Raw genomic sequence first — 25,420 nt, 5'->3', positions numbered from 1 at the left:
GTCAGGCGGGGCCGGCCGTCCCCTGCGCGGACTGCGGCACCGGAACCCGCGCACCGGTCTCGGGCACCTCGACGGTGGCCAGACCGTGGGGCACGGGGCAGCCCTTGGGGAAGGTCCCGATCTGCGACACGTCGAACCCGTTCGGGTAGCTGCGGATGTTGGGGCTCATCCGCACCCACATCGGCTCCTTGCGCGGGGGCATCATGCGGACGACCCTGGCGCGGGCCTTCAGGCCGGCCCGGGCGAGGAAACGCCAGGTCCGCGACGGCTCGTCATAGCGGAACGCCGTGATCAACCGGTCGTCCAGCAGCGCCATCGTGAACGGCCGGACGACCGGGCGCTGCCATGAGGGGAAGAAGTCGACCATCAGGTCCAGCGTCGCGTCCGCCACCTTGCGCCCGCCCTCGGTGTAGCCGAAGTGGGCCCGCTCGTAGGAGTCGAACAGCTCCAGGAAGTCGGCGTAGGTCTCGGGGATGTCCTTGATCCCCATGTGCTTGCCGAGCCGGCGGTAGTAGTTGGTGCCCGCGGTGATCTCGTGGTCGCTGAGCCGGCGCCAGCCGAAGCCCCAGTCGTTGAGCCAGCGCACCGGCATGACCACGAACGTGCTGAGCACGTAGAGGTAGTCGTCGTTGGAGATGTCGTAGGAGCGGTGCATCTGGTTCATCCGGCGTAGCGCGTCGCGCCCCGGCCCCGGTTCGAAACCGTGCTCCAAGATGGCGTCCAGGATCAGCCCGGTGTCGTCGTAGCGGTGCTGGGTCCGTTCGGTGAACTCACGGGTCCGGTACAGCAGTTCGCCGATGCTGGGCACCGCGTAGGTCCGGTACAGGGCCAACCCGAGGGCCTGGGTCATATCCCAGGGGAATTCGTGTGTGGCGATGATCTGGGTGATCCGCAGGCAGTCGGCCTCGGCGTCCAGCCGGTGGATCTCGTCGTACCAGTCGTAGCGTTTCATCAAGGCTCTCTCGATCTCGCCGTCCAGATTCCGACGTGTTTCGCGCGCCGATGCCACGCGCCGCCGGATCGCCTCTCAACAGCCTAATCCCGAGGGTGGCGGAAATGGAATCGTGGGGTGGACACACGTTTATCCATTTCAGTTGATTCGGGGGCTTGATGGCGGTAAGGCCGACGGCGCGGGGCCTTCCGGCGGCTACACTCCCGCCGCAACCGTTTCCGCGACGTGGTTGACCAGGGTCGACAGGACCTCTTTGCTGGATTCCCGCGAACGCGCGTCACACAACACGATAGGGGTGTGAGGGGAAATGCTGAGCGCCTCCCGCACCTCCTCGGGATCGTAGCGATGCGCGCCCTCGAAGCAGTTCACGGCGACGACGAACGGGATTGCGCGCCGTTCGAAGAAATCAACCGAGGGGAAACACGTCTCCAGCCGGCGGGTGTCGGCCAGCACGACCGCGCCCAGCGAACCCAGCGCCAACTCGTCCCACATGAACCAGAAGCGCTGCTGGCCCGGCGTACCGAACAGGTAGAGCACCAGACCGTCGTTGATGGTGATACGGCCGAAGTCCAGCGCGACCGTCGTCGTGGACTTCTCCTCCACACCCGAGAGGTCGTCCACGCCGAGGCTGGCCTCGGTCATCAACTCCTCGGTACTGAGCGGGGCGATCTCGCTGACCGAGCCGACCATCGTGGTCTTGCCCGCGCCGAAGCCGCCCGCGATCAGGATCTTGATCGCCGAGGGGATGACGTTCTCGCCACTACTGGGGTCAGAGCCTTTGGATGCCATCGAGTACCGCCTGCAATACGTCCCGGCTCACCGGGCTCTCCGTCGTGTAAGGGGCGCGGGCGAGGACATAGCCACGCCCGATGAGGTCGCTCAACAGGACCTTGACCACGGCCACCGGGATGTCCAGGCGAGCCGACACCTCCGCCACGGACTGGGGTCTGCGGCACAGGTCGAGGATCGCCACCTGTTCGGGTTCCAGCGCCATCTCGTCCACCTCGGCACGGCGCGCCGCGATGACCACGCTGATCATGTCCAACTGGACGGCGTCGGAACGTTGCCGGCCCCACGTCATGACGTAGGGCCGGACCAGAGGGCCGGCCTCGGGGGAACCGGGGTCGGTTTCGTGACGGTCGGGCATTCCGGCCTCCGTTACCGGTCGGCTTCCAGGGACGCGGATTCGGTGTTCGCCTGCTCCTCGCCGTTGCGCGGGGCGGCGTCGAGGAACTTGCCCACCTGCTCCACGAGCACGTTCATCTCATAAGCGATGAGGCCGACGTCGGACTCCTCGCCGGCGACCACGGCCAGGCAGGCGCCGTTCCCCGCTCCGGTGACGAAGAGATAGGCGTGCTCCATCTCCACGACCGTCTGGAGGACCCGTCCCCCGCCGAACTGCCGTCCGGTCCCCTTGGCCAGGCTCTGGAACGCCGAGGCCAGGGCGGACAGGTGCTCGGCGTCGTCCTTGCCCAGTTCCCGCGACTTGCCGATGAGCAGGCCATCCGCGGAGAGCACGATGGCGTACTGGGCGCCGACCGCCCGGTCGACGAGCTCGTCGAGTAGCCAGTCCAGGTCCCTGGGAGCGTTCTTCGTCACGGTCATGCATCCTTCTCGGTGTCGTTCTGCCGCTGCCGGCCCTCTTCGCGTCCTCGCCGGGTGCCTTGCTGGAACGCGGACATGTTTCGACGGAGCCGCAGCGACCGGTCGGGCCCGGCGTCGTCACCGGGGTCGGCCTCCCGCTTCCTCTCGGGGAGGGAGACGAGGGAGGTGTCGTACAGCTGGGGGGCGAGGTTGGCCTGCGGGCGGCGTTTGGGGAGCCGGGGCCGTTCGGTGGACGATCCCTGCGCGGGGGCGTCCCCCTCCGCGGGCTCGTCCTCCGCTGTGGGCTTCGGCTGTGTGTCGGTGGGGGAAGCCGGGCTCGGAGGGAACAGCGGGCCGCTGGGGGCAAGGGACGCCCGGCTGAGCCCGGGGGAGCGGCGGGGTAGCCGCTGCGGTGAGGGGGTGCGCTCCTCGCCGTCGGGCACGGCGGCGAGCACGTCGCCCGGCGCCGCTTCGGCGCCGGCCGCGCCGTCCTCGTGGGACGGGGCGTCGTCCTCGGGGGCGGAGTCGGTGGCCCCGTCCTTGGGATCCGGCCCCTTCGGGTCGGCGACGATGAGGGAGGAGGGCAGCAGGACGATCGCCTGCACCCCGCCGTAGGGCGAGGAGCGCAACCGCACGCTGATGCCATGGCGCTGGGCCAGGCGCGAGACCACGAACAGCCCCAGGCGCATCTTCTCGTTCAGCCGCATCACGTCGAACTCCGGCGGATTGGCCAGTAGTTCGTTGGTGGCGGCGAACTCCTCCTCCTTCATGCCCAGCCCGCGGTCCTCGATCTCGATCGTGACCCCGTTGGGCACCTGCTCACTGCGCAGGTGGACGCTGGTGTGCGGCGGCGAGAAGGTGGTGGCGTTGTCGACGAGCTCGGCGACGAGGTGGATGACGTCGGCGACGGCGGGGCCGCTCAGCGAGACGCGGGCGATGCGCTGGCGCTTGACCCGGGTGTAGTCGCCGGACTCGGAGATGGCGCCGCGGATCACGTCGATCAACGGCATCGGGCGGTGCCAGGTGCGTCCGGGCGACTCGCCGCCCAGGATCAGCAGGTTCTCGGCGTTGCGGCGGGAGCGCGTGGCGAGGTGGTCGAGCTTGAACAGTTCGGTGAGCTGCTCGGGGTCCTCCTGCTCGCGTTCCAGCCGGTCCAGCAGGCGCAGCTGGCGGTGGACGAGCGTCTGGCTGCGGTGGGCGATGTTGAGGAACACCCGGTTGACGCCCTCGCGCAGTTCGGCCTGCTGGACGGCGGCCTCGACCGCGGTGCGCTGGGCCGCGTTGAACGAGCGGGCGACCTCGCCGATCTCGTCCGGGCTCTGGGAGACCTCGGGCAGTTCGGCCGCGACGTCGACCTCCTCGTTGCGGCGCAGCCGTTCGACCAGCCCGGGCAGCCGGCGGTCGGCCAGCTCCTGGGTCTCGTCGCGGAGCCGGTTCAGCCGGGCCACCAGGCCTCGCGCCGCGCGGATGGAGATGGTGAAGGCGAGGGCGGAGACGGCGGCCACGCCGAGGCTGCCGGCCACGGCGAGCAGGATCGCCCCGTTGGCGATCTCGGCCTGGAGGTTACCGGCCCACCGGGCCTGCTCGGCGCCGAGCTCGGTGAGGGCGTCCTTGGTGGGCGCGTACACGGTGCGCCACTCCTCCTCGCCCACGGGCATCGAGGTGTCCTCGACCTGCCCGCCGGTGAAGGGGTCGGTGGTCGTGGCCACCACGCGGCCGGAGATCTCGCCCTCCAGCGCGACCAGGTCGCTCCAGCGCTCGTCGGCCCGGATGGCCTCCAGCCGCTCCGCCTGCTCGGGGCCCAGGTAGTCGCCGACCGCGCCGAGCATGGAGTGGTAGGCGCCGACCAGGCGGGTGAACTCCTGCTGGTCGGCGGTGCTGAGCTCGCCCGAGGCGAAGGCACGGGACAGCTGTGCGTCGGCCTGGGACATCAGGTCGACGGCGCGGAAGAGGTAGGTGGCGCTGAGCCCGGGGCCGACGGCCTCCTTGGAGGGGTTGAGCCGGGCCTGTTCGTCGAACAGGTCGGCGCCGGCCAGGATCAGCCCGTCGTAGTACTCCGACACGTCGTCGCGCGTCGCCTGACCGCTGTCCACGAGGGCCCGGATCTCGGGAACCCGATCGAAGCTCTCGCGCAGGTCCTCGATGCGCGTCTGGACCTTCGCGGGGGAGAACGGCAGGAGCCCCTCGAACTTGTCGAGGATCGAGGTCATCGAGGCGTCGGAGGCGGCGCGCGCCTCCTGGAGCGCGGTGGTGTGCTCGGCGGGGCGTTCCAGGTAGGCCAGCGTCGCCGACCGCTCGTCCATGAGAGAGGTGAGCGCGAGCGCGGAGGGCGTCAACAGCTCCTCGTTGCCCTTGACGATCGCGTACTGGACCGTCGCGCCGTAGAACAGGTAGCCGCTGACCACGAGCCACAGGGCCACCAGGGCGGCCGTGGGGACGAGGACGATTCGGTGGAGCCGGGTCCGGATGGACTGCTCCTTGCGTCGATCTGCTGCCTGCACTGTTCTCCTACTAGCCCGTGGATCGCCGTGCGCGTGGCGAGGGCGGCCGACGAGGGGACGGCGCGGCCCCGCCGGTGGGGCGGGTGCCCGGGTCCGGGGGCGCCACCGCTCAGGGGAGGCCGGGTGGGCGCAACGGAAAGAAGTCGCGGCTCCGCCAGAAGACGAATCCGGCCATCGGATCGTACCTTGTCTGTCCGAAACGGCATTCGCTTGGGTGACAGGGCCTTTGGACCTTAAACGGGTCATGTGTCGGTCTGTGATCGCCCCACGGGCGTTTGCCCATGTCGACGAGGAGAGGGGAGAGAGCGCGATAACGGAGCGAACGTGAAGAATTACCAAATAGTTACGCTTAGCGTCAGGCGTGTCACGCGACGGAGTGGCCGGGGGAGGACGGGAACGTTGGAGTAACCGTTCCGAACCGCCGCCGTGATGCAACCTGGTACGCCTGGCCTTCCTCCAACTTGCGCGGGCATACCTGGGCGAAGTTGGGCGGTTGAGATGGCAAACGGGACACCGCGGCGGAAACGTATCCTCCCCGCCACGATCGTCGCGCTCGTGGCGGTCCTTGTCATCGCGCTCGTACGCTGGGCCGCGGTCGGCGCCCCCTCCCTCCTTCGCCGGCTGTCCGGGGGAGAGCAGGCCCCTCACCGTCGTCTCCTCCCCGGAGAAGGCGCGGCTGATGGAGCGGTTCGCGGAGGAGTACGGCGAGACCGAGGCCGAGGGCGCCTGCGTCACGGTCGAGGTCGTCGAACAGGCGTCGGGCACCACGCTGGAGGCCATCGGGTCGGGGGAGTGGGACGAGGCCGAACTCGGCCCGCGCCCCGACGTGTGGCTCCCGGCCAGTTCCAGCTGGGTGCAGATCGCCCGAGACCGGCTCCAGGGCGGCGAACACGAGGCCCTCATCCCGCAGGATCTCCCCTCCATCGCCAACTCCCCGCTCGTCATCGCGATGCCCCGTCCCATGGCCGAGGCGCTCGGCTGGCCCGACGAGTCCATCGGCTGGTCGGACCTTCTGGAGCTGTCCACCGATGGCGAGGGCTGGGGCAGCGTCGGTCACCCCGAGTGGGGGGACTTCCGGATGGGCAAGACCAACCCCAATTACTCGACCTCCGGTCTCAATGCCACGATCGGCGCCTACTTCGCGGCCACCGGCCTGACCTCCGACCTGACCGTCGACGAACTCGCGTCGAGCCGGACCAGGGCCTTCGTCAGCGGGGTGGAGCGGTCCATCGTCCACTACGGCGACATCACCATGACCTTCCTGGCCAACCTCCAGCGCGCCGACGAGGAAGGACAGGGACTCACCTACATCTCCGCGGTCGCGGTCGAGGAGATGTCGGTGCTGCACTACAACCAGGGCAACCCGAGCGGCGACCCCGCCACCCTCGGGGACCACGCCGCTCCCGAGGTGCCGCTCGTCGCCGTCTACCCGGAGGAGGGCACCCTGATGTCGGACCACCCCTACGTGGTCCTGGACTGGGCCGACGACGCGCGGCGGACGGCCGCTGAGGGCTTCCTCGACTACCTGCTCGGCGCCGAGGTCCAGCAGACCCTCCTGGACAACGGCTTCCGCGACCACGAAGGGGCCACGGGAGACGCGCACACCCTTGACAACGGGCTGATCGCGGAAGAGCCCGGCGACCTGCTCACCCTGCCCTCCTCGGGGGTGCTCGACGAGATGCTGGGCAACTGGGCCGAGCTGCGCAAGCCGGCCGACGTCCTGATCGTCGTCGACACCTCCGGGTCGATGCAGCAGGAGGTCCCCGGCACCGGCAGGACCAAGCTGGAACTGGCCAAGGCCGCGGCGACGGACTCGCTGGAACAGTTCGCCGACACCGACGAGGTCGGTCTGTGGATGTTCAGCACCGAGCTGGGGGACGACGGGCGGGACTGGCGCGAACTCGCCCCGATCGCCCCGATGGGGGAGCGCAGCGACGGCCGAACCCATCGCGAGGAGATCGTCGAACGGGTCGAGGGACTGCCCGCGGCGGGCGGCACCGGCCTGTACGACACGGTCCTCGCCGCGCACCGCCACGTCTCGGCCGAGGGACGCGACGACGCGATCAACGCGGTCGTCTTCCTCACCGACGGGCGTAACGAGGACGCCCAGAGCGTCGGCCTGGAGGAGCTGATCGGGGAACTGGAGGCGGAGGCCGGCAGTGAGACCACCCGGGTCTTCACCATCGCCTACGGGGAGGACGCCGACCTGGAGACGGTGACCCGCATCGCCGAGACCACCGAAGCCGCCGCCTACGACTCCTCCGACCCCGAGAGCATCGGTGAGGTGTTCGAGGCCGTCATCTCCAACTTCTAGGCCATGCCCATGCGCGCACGTGCCCTGCTCCAGCGCAGGCTCACCGACCCCAGGGGCCTTCTCACCGGCGCGATCGCCGGCGGGCTGGCGTGGGCCGTCGGGGTTCCCCTCCTCGCCTCGGTCGCCGTCGCGGCGATCGTCTGGCTCACCTGGGTCCTCGTCCTCGGCTACCTCTTCCCCGAGGAGCCTCCGAACCGAGGGGCGGCCGCGCCGGCCGGTCCCGAAGCCGACGCGGTCCACCGGGCGCGGCGCGTCGCCGGGGAGGCCGCCCGGTCGGCCCGGCGGGCGGGGACGGCGGGCGTGGATGTGCCCGCGGCGTTCGCCTCCGTGGTCGCCGCGGTCGAGCGGCTCGCCGCCACCTCGCATCTGGTGGGGCTGCGCCTGGACGCGGCGGACCACCCGCCCCACCACCGGTTCCGGCACGAGGAGGTCCGCCACCGGCTGGCGGCGACCGTCCTGGGGCTGGAACGGCTCCTGGCGCTCCTCTCCGAGGCGGACGGGGAGCACGGGCGGTCCACGGTCGAGGCGGTGATGGTCGAACTCGGGGAGCTCGGTCACGGCGTGGCCGCCGCCGACCAGATCGCCGCCGGCATACTGCGCGAGCTTCCCCCGGAACACTCCGATCCGGCCGACCGTTGAGCGCACAGAGACGGGGTAGGGGACTCCGGCGCTCATCCGGACACATCGCGGAGTGGACTCATGGAGCTGTACCCGCTACTGCCCATCGTCGTGGGCCTGGCCCTGCTCGCGTGGGCGGCACGCGACCTGGGGCTCACCAGGTCGGGGATCCGGGCACCCGGCGAGATCGTGGGATATCAGGAGACAGGGCGCACCTCGCGCATGGTGGTGCGGTTCCGCACCCGTGACGGCCGCGACATCCTCACCACCGACGCCGGCACCGCCTGGGCCGCGGCCCGCACCGGCGAACCGGTCGTCGTCTCCTACGACCGGGCGCGGCCCGAACGGGCCAGGGTCGTCGAGGGGCCGTGGCAGAGCGGCGGGGTGCGGGCCATGGTCGGGATGCTGGGCGGTGCCTGCCTGCTCATCGGGGCGCTCATCGGGGTGTTCGCCTGGGGGTGAGCGAAGGCCCGCCGTTCGTCTCACCGGACCGGTCGTCCGCGCGGAGCATGCCCTCGACCATGCGGGCCACGGTCGTGTGCACCTCCTCCAAGGGACGGTCAGGTTGCAGGGTGCGCCAGTCCAGCGCCACGGTCAGCACCATCCCGAACAGGGCCGACGCCGCCACACCGACGTCCAGCCCGGCGGGCAGCTCTCCCTCGGCGGCCAGCTCCTCCAACAGCCCCGAGATGACGCCGATCGCCTTGGAACGGATCTGGCGCACGGCCGCGTACCACACCTGGTTGGTCCGCCACGTCTCGGCCATGAGCAGGCGGGCGAACGCCTCGTGCGTGCCGATGAACGCCAGCTCGGCCCGCAGCACCTCGGTCAGCGCGGCCCGGGGCGGGCCGGAGACGGCCGCGCGCAGATGCTCGGCGAGGCGGTCCACCCCCCACTCCAGGAGCGCGGTGAACAGCTCCGCCTTGCCGGCGAAGTTGTAGTAGACGGTCCCCTTCGCGACCCCCGCGCGCTCGGCGATCTGATCCACCGTGGTCGCGCCGAAACCATGTTCGGAGATCAACGTGATCGCTGCCTCGAACAACTTCTGCCGAGTCGCCTCACGGCGGGCGCTCATCGGATCTCCTCGTCGGTGGGGGCGGGCACAACCTCCATTATCGGCTCCGCGCGTCGCGTCCGGCCCGCTCACACCACCAGGGTCGGGTGCAGCCGTCCCAGGGTCCAGGCACGCCTGCGGGCCACGGCGATCCAGGTCAAGACGAGCGCCGCCACCAGGTAGCCCGTCAGGAGCGCGGTGGCCTGCCAGATCTCGGCGGTCTGGCCCCCGCTGATGAGGTGGCGCAGCGCCGCCACCGTCCTGTTCATCGGCAGGAAGGGGGCGACGGTCTGGAAGAAGCCCGGGCTGGTCTCCAACGGATAGGTGCCCCCCGATGAGGTCAGCTGCAATATCAGCAACACCAGCGCGATGGCCCGGCCGATCAGGCCGAACTGGACGTTGAGCCACTGGATCAGGGCGGCGAAGCTCAGCGCGCACAGCACCATCAGGGCCACGGTCGCCGGCCAACGGCGCGCGTCCAGGCCCAGGGCCAGGTGGAGCACCGACAGCATGACGATGACCTGGCCGGCGCCGATGGCCGCAGCGGGAAGCCACCCCGCCAGGGTGACGCGCCACGACCGAGCGGTGCTGGCCAGGGCCCGACCGGACACGGCGGGCAGGACCAGGTAGGTCACCATCGCGCCGGCCCACAGCGACAACGGCAGGAAGAAGGGCGCGAACCTCGTGCCGTAGTGGGGCGCCTCGTTGTCGACCCTCTCGCTCAGCCGTACCGGGTCGCTCATCATCGTCCGGTGCGTGGAACGTTCCCCCTGGTCATAGGTGGGGATCTGGTCGAGGCCGTTCGCCACGCCCTCCGACAGGCCGTGCGCTCCGTCACTGAGATCGCCCAGGCCGTCGGCGAGGGTGGTCGCGCCGTTGTCGAGGTCGTCGAGGCCGTCGGCGAGGGTGGTCGCGCCGTTGTCGAGGTCGTCGAGGCCGTCGGCGAGGGTGGTCGCGCCGTCGTTGAGGTCGTCGAGGCCGTCGGCGAGGGTGGTCGCGCCGTTGCCGAGGTCGCCGAGGCCGTCATCGAGCGTGCTCGCCCCCTGGGAGAGCGAGTCCAGGCCGTCGGCGAGGTCGGCCGCCCCGGCCGAGGCCGCGTCCAGCCCGTCGTCGAGCGTCCGGGCGCCCTCGGCGATTTCGGCCAGGGCCGCGTCGAGCTCGTCCACCGCGCCCACCGCCGCCTCGGCGTCGTCGGCGAGATTAGGCGCCTCGGCCGCGATCGCCGAGGCCAGCGCCGCCGCCTCGGTGGCGTCGGCGGCGATGGCGGAGATCCTCTCGTCGTTGTCGCGGACGAACGCCTCGACCGCGACCGCGCGGTCCACGGCGGTACGCGCGTCGGTGAGCAGCGCGTACAGCAGAGGATCGTCCTCGGCGAGCCGGGGATGGGCGTCGAGGTAGGCGCCGATCCGGCCGCCGACATCCGCCGTCCCCTCCTCCGCGGCGGAGACGGCGGTCGGCAGCTCCTCCAGCGCGGTGGCCAGCGCCGTCGCGGCGTCGGCCACCGCGCCGGCGCCGGCCTGGATCGCGGGGGCGTCGTCGCGCAACCGGGGGATCACCTCGGCGGCGATCGGGCCGAGCGCGTCGGCGGCCGCGGAGACCCGCTCGGAGGCCGCAGTGGCGCCGGAGGCCAGTTCGGCCGCCCCCGCGTCGAGTTCGGCCAGGCTCGCGGCGAGTTCGTGGGCGCCGTTGTCGGCGCTGGCGGTGCCCGAGGCGAGTGAGGCGGATCCGTTCTTGGCCTCCTCCAGTCCCGAGCCGAGCTCGTGGGCGCCGTTGTCGGCGCTGGCGGTGCCCGAGGCGAGTGAGGCGGATCCGTTCTTGGCCTCCTCCAGTCCCGAGCCGAGCTCGCCGGCACCGTCCCCGACGTCGGCGAGACCGGAGGCCAGCCGGTCCGCGCCGCTCTTGGCGTCGTCGGCCCCCTCGGCGAGTTTCGCGGTGTCGTGGGCGGCCTCCTCCGTCCGGCTGTGGATCTCGTTGAAGCCGAGGAAGATGCGGTCGAGGTAGCGCGCGGCGGCCGTCGCCCCCGCCGCGTCCTTGATCTCGACGAAGACGGCGCCGACCACCTCCCGCACGATGTAGCCGTTGGCGTCGTTGAAGTGGGCCTCCAGCTCCGCGGGGACCGGTTCGGCCTCGGGGTCGGCGGGCGTGGCGAGATGGGCGCTGAAGTCGTGGGGAATGGTCAGGGAAAGGTAGTAGCTGCCGTCGGCGACCCCCCGGGCCGCCGTCTCGGCGCCCACGGCGTGCCAGTCCAGATCGCCGCGTTTCAGCAGCTCGTCGGTGAGGTCCGCCCCCGCGTGCAGCCGGGAGCCGTCCACGGTGACGGCCCGGTCCTCGTTGACCAGCGCCACCGGAAGGCGCTCCAGTCGGTCGAACGGGTCCCAAAACGACCACAGGTACAGGCCGGAGTAGAGCAGCGGGATGAGGATGAGCGCGGCCAGCGTTGCGGCCGGCAACGGCGCCCGCAGGAAGGACAACAGCCCCAGGCCGGCGACGCGGGCCGAGGGCAGCACGCGAGGACTCACGGTCCGGTCACCTCCCCTCCTCCACCGGTTCCGTGTCGGGGCGCGCGTGCCGGGGCGGGCGCGGCCCCGTGTCCGGCTGGAGCGTCCGCACGTGGCCGCCGCGCGGCCGGGGCGGTCGGAGGGGAGCGTGGTCGGGGAGGCGCCCCTCCCCGCGGCGCGGCGTCGGGACCGGGGGCGCGGACCCCTCCTCCCGGGGGTGGGACCTTCCCCGAAGAGAGAGGGAGAGGAGACCGCGGGAGGGGGCACGGTGGGCGGGGACGTAGTGGGACGGGGCGCGGTGGGAGGGCAGCGGCTCCAGCGGTTCGGTGTCCTCGGCGGCGGCCGTCTCCTCGTCCGCGGTGCGGGCCGGGGGACGGCGCAGTTCCACCACCGCCGGTGCCACGTCCTCGGACGCCGTGGTGTCGGCGCAGGCGGTAACGATGGTGGGTCCGTCGTCGGCGAGGTCGCGCAGGGTCCGCCACAGGTCGCGTTGGTGGTCCGGTCCCAGCCCCAGGTCGAGGTCGTCCACCAGCAGGAGCCGGGGCTCCTCCAGGAGCGCCAGGGCCACCCCGAGCCGGCGCCGTTCGAGCGTGCTCAGATCTCGGACCAGCCGGCGTCCGTCCGACTCCGCCAACCCGGCCGACTCCAGCGCCGCGCCCGTCAGCGCGCCACGGGCCGGGCGCATCCGCAGGTGCAGCCGCTCGCGCAGGTGTTCGCGCACCCGCAACCGGTCGTCGAGGTCGTTCACCCCCTCGCTGACCCCCAGGGCGGCGATCCGCCGCACCAGCCGCGCCCTGTGGGGGAGCGCGTGGCCGTCCACGCGCAGGGAGCCGGAGGTGGGCCGCATCCGTCCGGCCAGCGTCAACAGCAGCGAGGTCCGTCCACAGCCCCGTTCGGCCCGGACGGCCGTCAGCGATCCGGGGGCGGCGTCCAAGTCGACGTCCTGGTACACCGGGCCCCTGCCCGTACGCAGCCCCAGCCCACGGGCCTCCACCCGCGCTCCCGTCGCCCGACGCATCCGTTCGGCCCCCTCGTCCCGCGTACCTCCGGCCCGGCCGGGCGGCTCGGGAGAGGACACGTTCCGCCGTGTCCTTCGAGCCTCACGGAGCGCAACGGGAAACTCAACGCGACGCGCGTGCCATTGGCCGAACCTGTGCCTTCCCGGTGGAAAGGCGGATCACGCAGGTCAAGAGGGAGGAACAGCCCGGGGCGGCGGTCCAATCCCGCCACCCCGGGCCTCGGCGGGCCGCTACCAGCTCGTCGGAACGGGCTTGCCCTCGCTGTAGCCGGCGGCGCTCTGCACGCCCACGGTCGCGCGCTCGTGGAACTCGTCCAGCGTGGTCGCGCCCGCGTAGGTCATGGAGCTGCGCACCCCGGCGACGATCTCGTCGACCAGGTCCTCGACGCTGGGCCGCTCGGGGTCCAGGTACATCCGGCCGGTGGAGATGCCCTCTTCGAACAGGGCCTTGCGCGCGCGGTCGAAGGGGGAGTCCTCGGCCGTGCGCAGCCGGACCGCGCGAGCCGAGGCCATGCCGAAGCTCTCCTTGTACAGGCGGCCCTGGGCGTCGCGCATCACGTCGCCCGGCGACTCGTAGGTCCCGGCGAACCAGGAGCCGATCATCACGTTGGACGCGCCGGCCGCCAGCGCCAGCGCCACGTCACGGGGGTGGCGCACACCGCCGTCGGCCCACACCGCCTTGCCGAGCTCACGCGCCGCGGCCGCGCACTCCAGCACCGCGGAGAACTGGGGCCGGCCGACCGCGGTCATCATCCGGGTGGTGCACATGGCACCCGGCCCCACCCCGACCTTGACGATGTCGGCGCCCGCCTCGATGAGGTCGCGGGTGCCCTCGGCCGTGACGATGTTCCCGGCGACGACGGGCACCTGGGGGTCGAGCGCGCGCACCTTGCGCAGCGCGGAGATCATCTTCTCCTGGTGGCCGTGCGCGGTGTCGAGCACGAGGACGTCCGCGCCGGCCTCCAGGAGCTGCGCGGCCTTGCCCGCCACGTCGCCGTTGACGCCCACGGCCGCGGCGACGCGCAGCGCCCCGTTGGCGTCGACGGCCGGCCGGTACAGGGTCGCGCGCAGCGCGCCGGTGCGGGTGAGAACGCCCACGAGCGCGCCCTCGGCGTCCACCACGGGGGCGAGACGGTGCCGGGAGTCGTGCAGCGTCCCGAACGCCTCCTTGGGGTCGGTCCCCGCCGTGATCGTCAACAGGTCGGCCGACATCACCTCGCGCAACTGGGTGAAGCGGTCCACGCCGGTGCAGTCGGCCTCGGTGACCACGCCGAGGGGACGGCGCTTGTCGTCGATGACGATGACCGCGTTGTGGGCCCGCTTGGGCAGCAGGTTGAGCGCGTCGCCCACCGTGCTGTCGGGGCCGAGCGTGATCGGGGTGTCGTGGACCAGGTCGCGTTCCTTGGTCCAGCGGATGACGTCGGCGACGACGTCCATCGGGATGTCCTGGGGGATCACGGCCAGGCCGCCGCGTCGGGCGATCGTCTCGGCCATCCGCCGTCCGGCGACCGCGGTCATGTTCGCGACTACGATGGGGATGGTCGTCCCCGTCCCGTCATGGGACGCGAGATCCACGTCCAGCCGGGATCCCACGGCCGAGCGCCGCGGAACCATGAACACGTCGCTGTAGGTCAGGTCGTGGTTGGGGACCTGGTTGTTCAGAAAGCGCACGCCTCTACCTCGGTCGTTGCTTCGGGGGATGGCGGGCGAACGTGTCCGTTCGGCCCACAACCCCTCTTACTTGTCAATTATGACCGCGCCGATTAGGTCACCCGGCATACCGTCTGGAATGATCTTCCGGCTGACACCCACCCTCCCCTCCCCCGGTCGTGTCCCCTTGCGACGCGCACGGTGACGTGGCGCGCGCCACCGGCGGGAGACCCGCAGGAGATGAGATGACGAGCTTCACACTCGCGGACGTCCGCGAGCGCACCTATAAGAAACGGGACGCGTGGTGGACGGTGTTCCTCGTCGACCCGCTCGCGTCCCGCCTGGTCGTGTGGACCGCCAACCACACCAACATCACGCCCAACCAGATCACCTTCGGCGCGGGCGTGCTCGGCCTGGGGTCGGCGATCTGCTTTGCCCTCGCCGACTGGCCCTGGCTGGTGGCCGGCGCGATCCTGTTCCACCTGAGCTTCGTGCTCGACTGCATGGACGGCAAGATCGCCCGGCTGAAGAACAACGGTTCGGTGTTCGGCGCGTGGGTGGACTTCATCTTCGACCGCATCCGGTTCTTCGGGTGCATGCTCGCCCTGCTCGTCGGACAGTGGGCGGCCACCGGCGAGGTGGTCTACCTGCTGTTGACGCCGGTGGTGACCTTCGTCGACCTGCTGCGCTACCTCAACGGATCACAGGTCGCCAAGACCCGGCAGAGCATGCGGGAGAAGCTGCGCGCCGCGGCCACGGGGAGCCCGGCCGACACCGCCGGTGACGACCCGGAGAGCACCGAGACCGCCGAGCAGCCCATCGACGCGGCGCCGGCGACCGCGGGGGACGGCGCGCCGGTGGTGTTCATGGAGGAGGTCCTGCGGGAGAACCCCGACCTCGACGCCGACCAGGTGCGGTCGGGGGCGCACCTGTCGGGGGCCCGCGTCATCGACGTCCACCAGGGGTTCAGCCGCAAGTTCGGCTGGTACGAGCGGGTGCGCGCCTTCCTGCTGCGCAGCCGGGTGCGTCCGCACCTGTTCAGCGGCATCGAGTTCGAGATGTTCGTGTGCGTGCTGGCGCCCCTCACCGCGCTCCTCGCGCCGATCTCGCCGCTGCCCGGCCTGATCGTGCCGGTCGTGGTCCTCTCCTGCGCGGCCCTGCTGTTCTTCGAGGTCGTGATCGTCTACAAGCTGTGGCTGGCGACCCGGGACTTCACCAAGGAGATGAACCGCATCCAGGCCGGGTGAACCGGTGCGGCAACGGGGGCCGGGTCCACGAGCGGACCCGGCCCCCGCCGACGTTCGGGCCTCCGGCGGGAATTCAGGAGCCCTGGGGGGATCTCGGCTTGGAGGGGCGCAGGATCAGCGGCCCCACCTTCGGTTCCACCGCCCAGGAGGTGGCCCGCCGCACCCACGGGGTCATGCACAGCAGTGTCAGCCCGACCGCGGCCACGCCGACCACCACGAGTCCGGACAGGCCCGACAGGTGGTCGTACAGCCCGAAGTACTGGGCGAACCGGATCGGGAACCCGTGCAGCAGGAACGCGTACATCGTCAGCGCCCCCAGGCCGGTGAACCAGGTGGCGCGGCGCGGGGTCAGCGCCAGCAACGCCGCGGTCAGCACGGCCGCCGTGACGAGCAGGAAGAGCCGGATGGGCAGCCCCAGCGGGAAGAGCTCGATGTCGCGGTCGGTCAGGCTCCTGCTCCAGAACAGCCACGTCGGGTGCAGCTCCGGCTGGAGGAACAGGTAGGTCGCCACGGCGCTCGCCGCCACCGTGACCACCGCGCACACCCGCACCCAGGTGCGCTGGAGGAACGCGAAGTGGCGGGGTTCCAGGAACAGGCCCGCAACGAAGAACGGCAACAGGCTGAGAATGCGCGGCAACGCCATGACGGTGCCCAGGTCGACCACTGCGGCACAGCACGAGATCGCGATCGAGATCAGCACGGGGTGGCGCACCCGGTACCAGAGGGGGACCGTCAGCCGCCACACGAACAGCGCGGCGAGGAACCAGGTCAACCACAGCGCCTGGAGGGGCGAGCCGGGGATGTCGCGCCCGACCCACAGCGACTGCAGCGCGTAGAGGAACCAGAACACCAGGTACGGCGCGGCCACGGTGGTCAGCAGTTTGTCGAGCCGGCGCGGGGAGGCGTCGAAGGACTTCGACAGGTAGCCGCTGATCAGCACGAACGCCGGCATGTGGAACAGGTAGATCCAGAAGTACAGCACCTCGGCGGAGCGGGAGTTCTCCAGGGGGCTGATCGCGTGGCCGATCACGACCAGGCCGATGAGCAGGAACTTGGCGTTGTCGAGCAGCGCGTCGCGCTGTTTCGGGGGAGGAGGCGCGGGACTCCCCTCCCGCGTCCGGGCATGGTCGAGGGGGGTTGACGGGGAAGACGAGGGCACGGAAACTCCGGTCGTTGTTCTGTGTCGACGCGACGGGCGGAGCGGGTCGCCCACAGCGGGTTCACCCACAGGGGATCGCCGGTCCTCCGCCATGGCGAAGCCGGCCCTTAGCGCACAAACCTGTGGAATCGCTGGGACGGACGTTACTCCTTCGTGGACACTTGATTCCACTTTGATCTTGATCCGCTGGGGACGAACCTTCTCATCGGGAGCGAACCCGCACGAGGGGAGCGGTGCGCCGCACCCGCGTTTGAGATTCGTCATCCCTGGCGGGAGAATCGGCGCGGCGGAGCGCCTCATGTCCGGGGCACCGCCGCGCCCCAGGCCCGTACCCGATGAAGGCGGTGGAAGCAGTGCCGCAGGCGGTCGATCCACAACGTGTCGCCCAGCACGGCGAAGCGGTGATGCGACTCGTTGACGAGATCTTTCCGCTCGTCGAGGGGTTCTACGTTGACCTGCACCGCAATCCCGAGCTGTCGCACCAGGAGCACCGCACCTCGCGGGCCGTCGCCGAGTGGCTGTCGCGCGCCGGGTTCGAGGTGGCCTCGGGCGTCGGCGGCACCGGCGTCGTCGGTGTGCTGCGCAACGGCCCCGGGCCCACCGTGATGCTGCGTGGCGACATGGACGCGCTGCCGGTGGAGGAGAAGACCGGCCTGCCCTACGCCAGCACCGCGCGCGGTGTCGACAGCGAGGGCAACGAGGTCCCGATCATGCACGCCTGCGGCCACGACGTGCACACCGCCTGTCTCGTGGGCGCCGCCGACCTGCTGGCGAGCACCCGCGAGCGGTGGAGCGGCACCCTCATGATCGTCGCCCAGCCCGCCGAGGAGATGATCGACGGCGCGCAGGGCATGCTCCGCGACGGCGTGTACGAGCGGTTCGGCCGGCCCGACATCGCGCTCGCCCAGCACGTGGGTCCACAGCCGGCCGGCCTGATCGCCCACCGCGCCGGCGTCATCCTGGGGGCCGGCGCCACCCTGCGGGTCCGCGTGTTCGGCTCCGGCGGGCACGCCTCGCGGCCGCACAACGCGATCGACCCGGTGGTCATCGCGGCCTCCATCGTCACCAGGCTGCAGACCGTGGTGTCGCGCGAGATCGACCCGGCCGACAGCGCGGTGGTCACCGTCGGCGTGCTCAGGGCGGGCAACAAGGCCAACATCATCCCCGACGAGGCCTACCTGGAGGTCAACACCCGCTCCTTCGACGAGCGGGTGCAGCGGCGTCTCCACGCGGCCATCGAGCGGATCGTCCGGGCCGAGGCCGCCGCCTCCGGAGCGCCCCGCGAGCCCGAGATCACCCTGGTCCAGCAGGCCGGCGTCACCCGCAACGACCCCGCGCACACCGCCGCGCTGGCCGCCGCGCACCGTGCCTACCTGGGCGACGCCTACGTCGTCGACATGCCCGAGCCGTTCACCGGCAGCGAGGACTTCGGCGACTTCGGGCTGTCCGACGGCCCCGACCCCGTGCCCTACGTGTTCTGGTTCATCGGCGGGACCCCGCACGACGTGTGGAACGCGGCACCGGGGAGCACCCCCTACGAGAAGCTCGCCGGGGTGCCCGGCAACCACTCGCCGTTCTTCGCCCCCGACCGCGAACCCACCCTGCGCGTCGGCCTGGCCGCGCTCACCCTGGGGGCGCTCACCTACCTGGGGCACACCTCGCCCCGGCCGCCGGCCGAGACGGCGACGGCCGGCCACCCCTCCCTCCTGGGCGAGCCGTCCGCGCCCGTCCCCGCCCCGGCCGGGGAGTCCGTCGTGGAGGAGGAGCCCGAGCTGGATTCCACCCGCGACGCGGACATGGCGGCCCTGCTCGCCGAGGAGGACCCGGCCGACGAGGGCCGGGCCGACGAGGGCCGGGCCGACGAGGGCCGGGCCGACGAGGGCCGGGCCGATCGGGCGGGGCTGCCGCAGGAACCGCCTCCGCCGCCCACGGGGCCCACGCGCGGCACCGACACCGGTCCCGGCCGGCCGCCCACGGGCCCGCAACAGCCCGTGGGACCGCAGCCGCCCACGGGGCCGGCCTTCCCCGCCCCTCCGCCGTCGGGTCCGCCGGTCGCCGCCCCGCCGCCCGCGTCGGGAGAGGACCCGCTGAGCGACGATCTGCCCTACCCGTACCGGGAGTGACCCGGTCGGGCCGAAGGGATTTCGCGGAGGGGCCCGCGCCACGACAATGAGCCCATGCCCGTCCTGCGCTGGGGTGACCGCGACCGGCGGCGCGCCCTGCGCCATCCCCGGGAGAACGCGCTGCTGGCGCTGTGCGTGGTCGTGACCGTGTTGACGATCGTGGGCACGCTCAACCGCGTCTTCGATGGGGACACCGGGCGCCCCCTCCTGCTTCTGGGCATCCCGGCCCTGGTCTACTTCACCCGCGGGCAGCTCTACGCCCGCCAGCGGGTCAACGGGGTGCGCATCGGCCCCGGGCAGTTTCCCGAGGTCCACCGGATGGTGGTGGACGCGGCCCGTTCCTTCGGCCTGCCCGATGTCCCCGACGCCTACGTGGTACCGGGCAACGGGCGGATCAACGCCTTCGCCTCGGGACACGGGTTCCGTCGTTACGTGGCGATCCACAGCGATCTGTTCGAGATCGGCGGACGCATGACCGACCGCGACGCGCTGCGCTTCGTCATCGGCCACGAGGTGGGCCACATCGCGGCGGGCCACGGTTCGTTCTGGCGTCAGCTGGGCGTGTCCATCGCCGAGTTCGTCCCCGGGGTGGGGGCCGGTCTGAGCCGGGCCCAGGAGTACACGGCGGACAACTACGCCTACGTGTTCTGCCCCGAAGGGGTGGAGGGGCTGCGGGTCCTGGCCGCGGGCAAGTACCTCTACCGGCGGGTCGACTTCGACGACATCGTCGCCCGCGCCCACACCGACCAGGGGTTCTTCGTGCTGCTCGTCAACTTCCTGTCCAGCCATCCCATCAACACCTGGCGGTTCGCGGCGTTGCGGGACCGGGAGCGGCCGGGCCGGCTGCTGTGACCGTGGAGCGTTCGCGTGGCGGGGGTCAGGGGGCGCGCACCGCCTCCACCGGGGAGCGCCCGCCGGTCAGGACCGTCGCCGTCCGCGCCCCGGGTGGATCGTGGGCCAGCACGGCGGCGATGCCGACCGCGGCCGCCGGCTCGACGAGGAGGCCGAGGGTGTCGCGGAGCAGGCGCAGCGCGTCGTCGATGGCCTTCTCCTCGACGAGGAGCACGTCGTCGACGACGTCGCGCATCCACTCCACCGCCTCGGGCGTGGGCGAGCGCACGGCCAGGGAGGTGGCGAAGGTGCGCGCGTGCGCGGTGGCCATCGGTGATCCGGCGCGCCAACTGTGGGCCATGGCGGGGGCGCCGGCCGCGCACACGCCGATCACGCGGGTGCGGGGGGAGCGCGCCTTCAGCCAACGGCCGACGCCGGCGGCCAGCGCGCCGCTGCCGACCGGGAGGAGGACGGTGTCGGGGCGTAACGGCGCGAGTTCCACGCCGATGGTCCCGGCGCCTTCGGCGATCCGGGCCTCCCGCCCCTCCTCGATCAGGACGAGGTCGCCGCGTCCGCGGGTGTAGACGCTCGCGGCGTGCCGGGCGTCGTCGATGTCGCGCCCCTCGACGACGACGCGGACGCCCAGCCCGCGCAGCCGTGAGATCTCGGCCGGGGCGGTGCCGACCGGCGCGAAGACGCAGGCGCCCAGGCCGCGGCGGCGGGCCACCTGGGCCAGCGCCCGGCCGAAGTTGCCGGTGGAGGCGCACACCACCGTCCTGGTCTCCTTGGTGTGGCCGAGCAGGAAGTCCGCGCCGCGTCCCTTGAACGAGCGGACCGGGGTGAGCGTTTCGATCTTGACGAATACCTCGCGTCCCAGGCTTCGGGAAAGCGATTCGTCGGCGAGGTGGGGGGTGTCGCGGAAAACGGGGTCGATGAGGCGGCTGGCCGCTTCGATTCGGTCCAGGCTGAGGGCAGCGTTCGGCATGTGCGCATGGTAGAGCGCGGCGAATTCATCCCGTGGTGGACTCTCTGCCTGTTGTCCGGGCATGCGGCTTTCCGCCGACTTTCCCGTTGATACCGGTCTTCCCCGCGCCTCGATACGGTCGGGGCGCAACCGGGTGGACCGGACCGTCAGCCGCGGTGCGCGGTGGCCCGGACCGCGGCGAGGGCGGTGGCGGCGGCGCGGTCGGCGTCGTCGAGTCCGACCGGCTCACGGCTGACGAACAGCCGGTAGTACAACGGCGCGACCGCCGTGCGGACCAGGTCCACCGCGTCGACGTCAGCGGGCAGTTCGCCGCGCTCCACCGCCCGGGCGACGGCGACGGCGCAGCGCCGGTGACGGACGGCGAAGAACCCGCGCAGGGCCGCCGCGGCGCGTTCGGACTGGAAGGCCGCGGCGATCACGGCGGAGGGGACCGGGGCCTGCGGGCCGGTGAAGCCCCGCACCACCTCGCGGGCGATCTCGCGCAGGTCGCCGTCGATCGTCCCGGTGTCGGCCGGCAGCCAGGTGTCGTCGTTCGCGGCGTCGAGGGCGTCGCAGAGCAGGCCGTCAACGCCGCCCCAGCGCCGGTACAGGGTCGTCTTGTGGACGCCGCACCGACGGGCGACGCCCTCGACGGTCAGCCCGCCATAGCCGTATTCGCCCAGTTCGGCCAGTGTCGCGGCCACCACGACCGCCCGGGTGCGGGCGGTCCGTCCGCCGGGCCGTCGGGTGCCGGGCGTGTTCTCGTCCTCCATGGAACGCGATTCTCCGGTTGCGTCGGGAGCGGAAATGGTCCAGGATCAGCTTAACGCAACTAAAGTTGCCTTAGGTTCGTACGTGAGGAGACACCAGTCATGGACCTGCGAGGACGCGCCCCTTCCCCCACCCCTCGCGCGCCACACGGCCGCGCCCGAAGCGATCGGAGTCCTCTTTGCCTACTCAGCTCTCCCTGCGTGACGTCACCGTCTCCTACGACGGGAGACTGATCCTCGACCGGATCTCCCTGACCGTCACCCCCGGCGAGCGTGTCGGGGTCGTCGGCGACAACGGCGCCGGCAAGTCCACCCTCCTGCGCCTGATGGCCGGCGAACAGCAGCCCGACAGCGGAAGCGTCACCGTGGACGCCGACAACGGTGTCGGCCACCTCGGCCAGGTCGTGGCCCTGCCCGGGGAACACACCGTGGGCGAGGCGATCGACACCGCCCTGGCCGACCTGCGAGCCATGGAACGGCGCATGCGCGAGTTGGAGACGGTCCTCGACCAGGCCCGTCCCGCCGATCTCGCCGCCTACGGCGACCTGCTCTCCGCCTTCGAGGCGCGCGGCGGATACGAGGCCGACGCCCGCGTCGCCGCGGCCCTCGACATCCTCGGCCTGGCCGGAATCGGCCATGACCGCCCCCTCTCCACCCTCTCCGGGGGACAGCGCGTCCGGCTCGCCCTGGCCGGCCTGCTCGCCGCCCCGCCCGAGATCCTCCTGCTCGACGAGCCCACCGACCACCTCGACGCCGACGCCACCGCCTGGCTGGAGGAACGGGTGCGCGCCCACCGGGGCACCGTCGTCGCCGTCTCCCACGACCGTCTCTTCCTGGAACGCACCGCCACCGCGATCCTGGAGGTCGACGCCCAGCGCCGTACCGTCGTGCGCCACGGCGACGGCTACGCCGGCTTCCTCCAGGGCAAGGCCGCGGCCCGCCGGCGGTGGGAACAGGACTACGAGCGGTGGTGCGGCGACGTGGAACGCCTCACCGCGCAGGTCGCCCTCACCGCCCGGCAGGTCGCCCCCGGCCGTGCCATCAGGGACAACAACAAGATGGCCTACGATCGGGCCGCGGGCCGGGTCCAGGGGTCGATGTCCGCCCGCATCCGCAACGCCCGGGAACGGCTGCGCCGCCTCCACGCCGACCCCGTGCCGCGCCCGCCCGACCCCCTGCGCTTCACGGCCCGCCCCGGCGGCGGCGAGACGCGGGGCGTGCTCGTCGGAATGGCGGACGTGGCGGTCGGCGACCGGCTCGCCGTCGCCCACCTGGAGATCGAGGCGGGACAGCGCCTCCTGGTGCGCGGCCCTAATGGGGCCGGCAAGACCACCCTGCTGCGGGTGATCGCCGGACAGGTGCGGCCCGACCGGGGCGTGGTACGCCGCCGCGGCCGGATCGGTCTGCTCCCCCAGCACACCGTGGTCACCGACCCCGGACGGACCCTGCTGGACGCCTTCGCCGCCGGAAGGCCCGGCACCCTTGAGGAGCACGCCGAACGGCTGCTGTCGTTCGGCCTGTTCCGCCCCGACCGGCTGGAGGCGCGGCTGGGGACGCTGTCGACCGGGCAGCTGCGCCGGCTCTCCCTCGCCCGCGTCCTGGCCGCCGACACCGACCTGCTGCTACTCGACGAACCCACCGACCACCTCTCCCTCGACCTGGTCGAGGAGCTGGAGGAGGCGCTGAGGCACTACCCGGGGGCGATCGTCGTCGTCTCGCACGACCGGGCGTTGTGCCGCGCGTTCGCCGGTGCCGAGCTGTGGGTCGAGGAGGGCCGGGTCGTGGCGCCACCGCGGAGCCGATCGCGGGAGGAGGTGCCCGCCGGGAGACGGGGGTGAGCGCCGCGCCGCCGCGCCGGCACGTGTGGGGGCCGCCCCGATCGGGACGGCCCCCAGCGGCGGACGGGTCTCAGCGCGCCCCGGCCTTCGGCGTGACGTACCTGTCCGCCAGGTGCCGGGGCAGCGCCTCGTGGCGCAGGTAGCGCCGGCTGAACGTGCCCGTCCCGTGGGAGACCGAGCGCAGGTCGATCGCGTAGCGCGCGATCTCCGCCTGCGGGACCTCGGCCCGGATCAGGGTGCGCCCGCCGGGCAGGGACTCGGTGCCCACCACCCTGCCCCGCCGGGAGCTCAGATCGCTCATCACCGCGCCCATGTAGGCGTCGGCGACGACGACCGACAGCTCGTCCACCGGTTCCAACAGGGTGACCTGCCCCTTCTCGGCGGCGTCCCGCAACGCCAGCCTCCCCGCCTTCTGGAAGGCCATGTCGGAGGAGTCCACCGAGTGGGCCTTGCCGTCGTAGAGGGTCACCCGGATGTCCACCACCGGGTACCCGGGCCCCACCCCCTGCTCCATCTGGGCGCGCACGCCCTTCTCGACCGAGGGCACGTACTGGCGCGGCACGACGCCGCCGACGATCTCGTCGACGAACTCCAGCCCCGACCCCGACGGCAGCGGCTCGACCTTGATGTGGCAGACCCCGTACTCGCCGTGGCCGCCGCTCTGCTTGACGTTGCGTCCCATGCCCTGCGCCGGGATCGTGAACGTCTGGCGCAGCGGGATGCGCACCTCCTCGGTCTCGACCTCCACCCCGTAGCGGTGCGCGAGCCGGTCCAGGGCCACGTCGAGGTGGGCCTCGCCCATGCACCACACCACCAGCTGGTGCGTCTCGGGGTTGACCTCGACCCGCAGCGTGACGTCCTCGGACGACAGTCGCGCCACCGCCTGGGCGAGCCGGTCCTCCTCGGAGGCGTGTGCCGCGTGCACGGCCACCGGCAGCAGCGGGTCGGGGAACGTCCACGGCGGCATCAGCAGGGGACGCTCCCTGTCCGACAGGGTGTCCCCCGTCTCGGCGTGCGCCAGCTTGGCCACGGCGCAGACGTCACCGGCCAGGACCTCGCCCACCGGCCGGGACCGGTTGCCCAACGGCTCGGCGAGCGCGCCCACCCGTTCGTCGGCGTCGTGGTCCTCGTGGCCGCGATCGGCCAGGCCGCGTCCGCACACGTGGACCGACGAGTCGGGGCGCAACCGCCCGGAGAAGACACGGACCAGGCTGACCCGGCCGACGTAGGGATCGCTCACCGTCTTGACGACCTCGGCCAGCAGCGGCCCGTCGGGGTCGCACGTCAGGTCGGAGACCGGGCGCCCCTCCGGCGTGGTCACCGGCGGGATCGGCCGTTCGGGCGGGGAGGGGCAGGCCCGGGGCAGCTCCTCCAACAGCTCGGCCACGCCCACGCCGGTGGTGGCCGAGACCGCGAGCACCGGGTGCAGCCCGCCGCGCGCGACCGCGGCCTCCAGGTCGGTGATCAGCAGCGTCGCGTCGAGTTGCCCGCCCTCCATGTAGCGGTCCATGAGCGTCTCGTCCTCGCTCTCCTGGATCACGCCTTCGATGAGGGCGTCGCGCAGCGGCCCGGCCTGCGCGGCGATCTCCTCGGGCAGCCCGTCACGGACCGTCCGCTCGGCTCCCGTGTGGTCGGTGTAGCGCCCCGACAACAGGGCCGCCAGCCCGCGCACGGTGCGCTCGTCTCCCTCGCCGGAGACCACCGGCAGGTAGGCGGGGACGACCCCCTCGCCGAACGCGGCCCGGCACTGTTCGACGACGCCGTCGAAGTCGGCCCGGTGGTGGTCGATCTTGTTGATCGCGACGGCGCGCGGCATCCCGATCCGCGCGCACTCGTCCCACAGCAGCCGGGTGCGCCCGTCAACGCCGTCGATCGCGGAGACCACGAACAGCGCGGCGTCCGCGGCGCGCAGTCCGGCGCGCAGGTCACCGACGAAGTCGGCGTAACCGGGTGTATCGATCAGGTTGACCTTGACGCCGCCGACCCGGACGGGGGCGATGGCGAGGTTCACCGACCGCTTCTGCCGGACCTCCACGTCGTCGTGGTCGCTGACGGTCGTGCCGTCCTCGACCCGGCCGGCGCGTTCGATCGTCCCGGAGGCCGACAGCAACGCCTCGACCAGCGTGGTCTTTCCGGAGCCGGAAGGGCCGACCAGCGCGACGTTGCGGATGTTCGCGGGCTGATCGGCCGTGGGCGCCCTGCCGGCGGTGACCGTACCGGATTTGTCCGCCATGGTGCATCACTCCCATGGGAAGAGACAGATGTCCCGCGTCCTGTGTGACAGGGGACACCTTCTACG

General features: G+C 72.0%; 20 protein-coding genes. 7 read left to right on the top strand and 13 right to left on the bottom strand.

The genetic code is table 11. The annotated features are described in order from the left end of the window. Nucleotide 1: 1 nt before the first annotated feature. The 5 genes from B5D66_RS10895 to B5D66_RS10875 all read right to left on the bottom strand — a co-directional run bounded on the left by B5D66_RS10895 (nt 2) and on the right by B5D66_RS10875 (nt 5,037). Nucleotides 2-952: an oxygenase MpaB family protein gene (locus B5D66_RS10895; RefSeq protein ID WP_078761571.1), complete on the bottom strand. Its 951-nt coding sequence runs from the start codon at nt 950-952 to the stop codon at nt 2-4. Between the two features lie 195 nt (nt 953-1,147). After that, nucleotides 1,148-1,741, bottom strand: coding sequence for a GTP-binding protein (locus tag B5D66_RS10890; protein ID WP_078761570.1), 594 nt, complete (start codon nt 1,739-1,741; stop codon nt 1,148-1,150). Further along, a complete protein-coding gene (locus B5D66_RS10885) occupies nt 1,722-2,099 on the bottom strand; it encodes a DUF742 domain-containing protein (protein WP_078761569.1) in 378 nt (125 codons plus the stop codon). Before B5D66_RS10885 ends, B5D66_RS10890 begins: the two co-directional genes overlap by 20 nt. An 11-nt stretch (nt 2,100-2,110) precedes the next feature. Then, on the bottom strand, nt 2,111-2,557 hold the full coding sequence (locus B5D66_RS10880; RefSeq protein WP_078761568.1) for a roadblock/LC7 domain-containing protein: 447 nt from the start codon (nt 2,555-2,557) through the stop codon (nt 2,111-2,113). Further along, nucleotides 2,554-5,037 (bottom strand): sensor histidine kinase, encoded by a 2,484-nt coding sequence (locus tag B5D66_RS10875; RefSeq protein ID WP_078761567.1) that lies wholly within the window; start codon nt 5,035-5,037, stop codon nt 2,554-2,556. The genes B5D66_RS10880 and B5D66_RS10875 overlap by 4 nt, the downstream gene beginning before the upstream one ends. Before the next feature lie 679 nt (nt 5,038-5,716). Between B5D66_RS10875 and B5D66_RS10870 the strand changes: the two genes are divergently transcribed. From B5D66_RS10870 to B5D66_RS10860, 3 genes are read left to right on the top strand one after another with little or no spacing between them, the layout of a single operon-like run. Then, on the top strand, nt 5,717-7,351 hold the full coding sequence (locus B5D66_RS10870) for a substrate-binding and VWA domain-containing protein (protein ID WP_235000918.1): 1,635 nt from the start codon (nt 5,717-5,719) through the stop codon (nt 7,349-7,351). Between the two features lie 9 nt (nt 7,352-7,360). After that, on the top strand, nt 7,361-7,990 hold the full coding sequence (locus B5D66_RS10865; RefSeq protein ID WP_144390079.1) for a hypothetical protein: 630 nt from the start codon (nt 7,361-7,363) through the stop codon (nt 7,988-7,990). Nucleotides 7,991-8,050: 60 nt separating this feature from the next. Further along, complete coding sequence (locus tag B5D66_RS10860; protein ID WP_078761565.1) at nt 8,051-8,431, top strand: DUF3592 domain-containing protein; 381 nt, start codon at nt 8,051-8,053, stop codon at nt 8,429-8,431. Here B5D66_RS10860 and B5D66_RS10855 read toward each other — a convergent pair. From B5D66_RS10855 to B5D66_RS10840, 4 genes are all read right to left on the bottom strand, one after another. After that, nucleotides 8,406-9,044: a TetR/AcrR family transcriptional regulator gene (locus B5D66_RS10855; RefSeq protein WP_078761564.1), complete on the bottom strand. Its 639-nt coding sequence runs from the start codon at nt 9,042-9,044 to the stop codon at nt 8,406-8,408. The two genes, B5D66_RS10860 and B5D66_RS10855, sit on opposite strands and share 26 nt — an antisense overlap. A gap of 68 nt (nt 9,045-9,112) precedes the next feature. Next, a complete protein-coding gene (locus tag B5D66_RS10850; protein WP_078761563.1) occupies nt 9,113-11,542 on the bottom strand; it encodes a YhgE/Pip domain-containing protein in 2,430 nt (809 codons plus the stop codon). 7 nt (nt 11,543-11,549) lie between these two features. After that, nucleotides 11,550-12,599: an ABC transporter ATP-binding protein gene (locus B5D66_RS26465; protein ID WP_327308329.1), complete on the bottom strand. Its 1,050-nt coding sequence runs from the start codon at nt 12,597-12,599 to the stop codon at nt 11,550-11,552. A 171-nt stretch (nt 12,600-12,770) separates the two neighbouring features. Beyond that, nucleotides 12,771-14,210, bottom strand: coding sequence for a GuaB1 family IMP dehydrogenase-related protein (locus tag B5D66_RS10840; protein ID WP_078761562.1), 1,440 nt, complete (start codon nt 14,208-14,210; stop codon nt 12,771-12,773). Between the two features lie 224 nt (nt 14,211-14,434). Between B5D66_RS10840 and B5D66_RS10835 the strand changes: the two genes are divergently transcribed. Then, nucleotides 14,435-15,436: a CDP-alcohol phosphatidyltransferase family protein gene (locus B5D66_RS10835; protein WP_078761561.1), complete on the top strand. Its 1,002-nt coding sequence runs from the start codon at nt 14,435-14,437 to the stop codon at nt 15,434-15,436. Between the two features lie 73 nt (nt 15,437-15,509). Here B5D66_RS10835 and B5D66_RS10830 read toward each other — a convergent pair whose 3' ends face one another. Beyond that, nucleotides 15,510-16,595, bottom strand: a complete 1,086-nt coding sequence (locus B5D66_RS10830; protein WP_144390078.1) for an acyltransferase family protein — start codon at nt 16,593-16,595, stop codon at nt 15,510-15,512. Nucleotides 16,596-16,939: 344 nt separating this feature from the next. Between B5D66_RS10830 and B5D66_RS10825 the strand changes: the two genes are divergently transcribed. Together B5D66_RS10825 and B5D66_RS10820 are read left to right on the top strand one after the other, a co-directional pair. Further along, complete coding sequence (locus B5D66_RS10825) at nt 16,940-18,718, top strand: amidohydrolase (RefSeq protein WP_200813610.1); 1,779 nt, start codon at nt 16,940-16,942, stop codon at nt 18,716-18,718. Between the two features lie 54 nt (nt 18,719-18,772). Further along, nucleotides 18,773-19,570, top strand: coding sequence for a M48 family metallopeptidase (locus tag B5D66_RS10820; RefSeq protein ID WP_078761558.1), 798 nt, complete (start codon nt 18,773-18,775; stop codon nt 19,568-19,570). 25 nt (nt 19,571-19,595) lie between these two features. On the opposite strand, the gene B5D66_RS10815 is transcribed toward B5D66_RS10820, so the two are convergent. Then, entirely contained in the window at nt 19,596-20,534 is a 939-nt protein-coding gene (locus B5D66_RS10815; RefSeq protein ID WP_078761557.1) for a threonine ammonia-lyase, read from the bottom strand. 146 nt (nt 20,535-20,680) lie between these two features. Next, nucleotides 20,681-21,286, bottom strand: coding sequence for a TetR/AcrR family transcriptional regulator (locus tag B5D66_RS10810; RefSeq protein ID WP_078761556.1), 606 nt, complete (start codon nt 21,284-21,286; stop codon nt 20,681-20,683). 176 nt (nt 21,287-21,462) lie between these two features. On the opposite strand from B5D66_RS10810, the gene abc-f reads away from it, so the two are divergent. Next, nucleotides 21,463-23,121 carry a ribosomal protection-like ABC-F family protein gene (gene abc-f / locus B5D66_RS10805; RefSeq protein ID WP_078761555.1) on the top strand — a complete coding sequence of 553 codons (1,659 nt, stop codon included), beginning with the start codon at nt 21,463-21,465 and terminating at the stop codon, nt 23,119-23,121. Between the two features lie 70 nt (nt 23,122-23,191). Here abc-f and B5D66_RS10800 read toward each other — a convergent pair whose 3' ends face one another. Further along, nucleotides 23,192-25,354 carry an elongation factor G-like protein EF-G2 gene (locus tag B5D66_RS10800; RefSeq protein WP_078761554.1) on the bottom strand — a complete coding sequence of 721 codons (2,163 nt, stop codon included), beginning with the start codon at nt 25,352-25,354 and terminating at the stop codon, nt 23,192-23,194. Between the last annotated feature and the right edge of the window lie 66 nt (nt 25,355-25,420).

Source organism: Marinactinospora thermotolerans DSM 45154, from assembly GCF_900167435.1.
GTDB classification, from domain to species: Bacteria; Actinomycetota; Actinomycetes; order Streptosporangiales; family Streptosporangiaceae; genus Marinactinospora; species Marinactinospora thermotolerans.
Note: the sequence above shows the minus strand (reverse complement) of the source record. Positions and strands in the feature narration are given on the sequence as shown.

What these genes read in the sequence shown, in the direction of transcription:
- B5D66_RS10895 (WP_078761571.1), bottom strand. Translation starts at nt 952, where the DNA reads ATGAAACGCTACGACTGGTACGACGAGATCCACCGGCTGGACGCCGAG.
- B5D66_RS10890 (WP_078761570.1), bottom strand. Translation starts at nt 1,741, where the DNA reads ATGGCATCCAAAGGCTCTGACCCCAGTAGTGGCGAGAACGTCATCCCC.
- B5D66_RS10885 (WP_078761569.1), bottom strand. Translation starts at nt 2,099, where the DNA reads ATGCCCGACCGTCACGAAACCGACCCCGGTTCCCCCGAGGCCGGCCCT.
- B5D66_RS10880 (WP_078761568.1), bottom strand. Translation starts at nt 2,557, where the DNA reads ATGACCGTGACGAAGAACGCTCCCAGGGACCTGGACTGGCTACTCGAC.
- B5D66_RS10870 (WP_235000918.1), top strand. Translation starts at nt 5,717, where the DNA reads ATGGAGCGGTTCGCGGAGGAGTACGGCGAGACCGAGGCCGAGGGCGCC.
- B5D66_RS10865 (WP_144390079.1), top strand. Translation starts at nt 7,361, where the DNA reads ATGCGCGCACGTGCCCTGCTCCAGCGCAGGCTCACCGACCCCAGGGGC.
- B5D66_RS10860 (WP_078761565.1), top strand. Translation starts at nt 8,051, where the DNA reads ATGGAGCTGTACCCGCTACTGCCCATCGTCGTGGGCCTGGCCCTGCTC.
- B5D66_RS10855 (WP_078761564.1), bottom strand. Translation starts at nt 9,044, where the DNA reads ATGAGCGCCCGCCGTGAGGCGACTCGGCAGAAGTTGTTCGAGGCAGCG.
- B5D66_RS10835 (WP_078761561.1), top strand. Translation starts at nt 14,435, where the DNA reads ATGACGAGCTTCACACTCGCGGACGTCCGCGAGCGCACCTATAAGAAA.
- B5D66_RS10820 (WP_078761558.1), top strand. Translation starts at nt 18,773, where the DNA reads ATGCCCGTCCTGCGCTGGGGTGACCGCGACCGGCGGCGCGCCCTGCGC.
- B5D66_RS10815 (WP_078761557.1), bottom strand. Translation starts at nt 20,534, where the DNA reads ATGCCGAACGCTGCCCTCAGCCTGGACCGAATCGAAGCGGCCAGCCGC.
- B5D66_RS10810 (WP_078761556.1), bottom strand. Translation starts at nt 21,286, where the DNA reads ATGGAGGACGAGAACACGCCCGGCACCCGACGGCCCGGCGGACGGACC.
- B5D66_RS10800 (WP_078761554.1), bottom strand. Translation starts at nt 25,354, where the DNA reads ATGGCGGACAAATCCGGTACGGTCACCGCCGGCAGGGCGCCCACGGCC.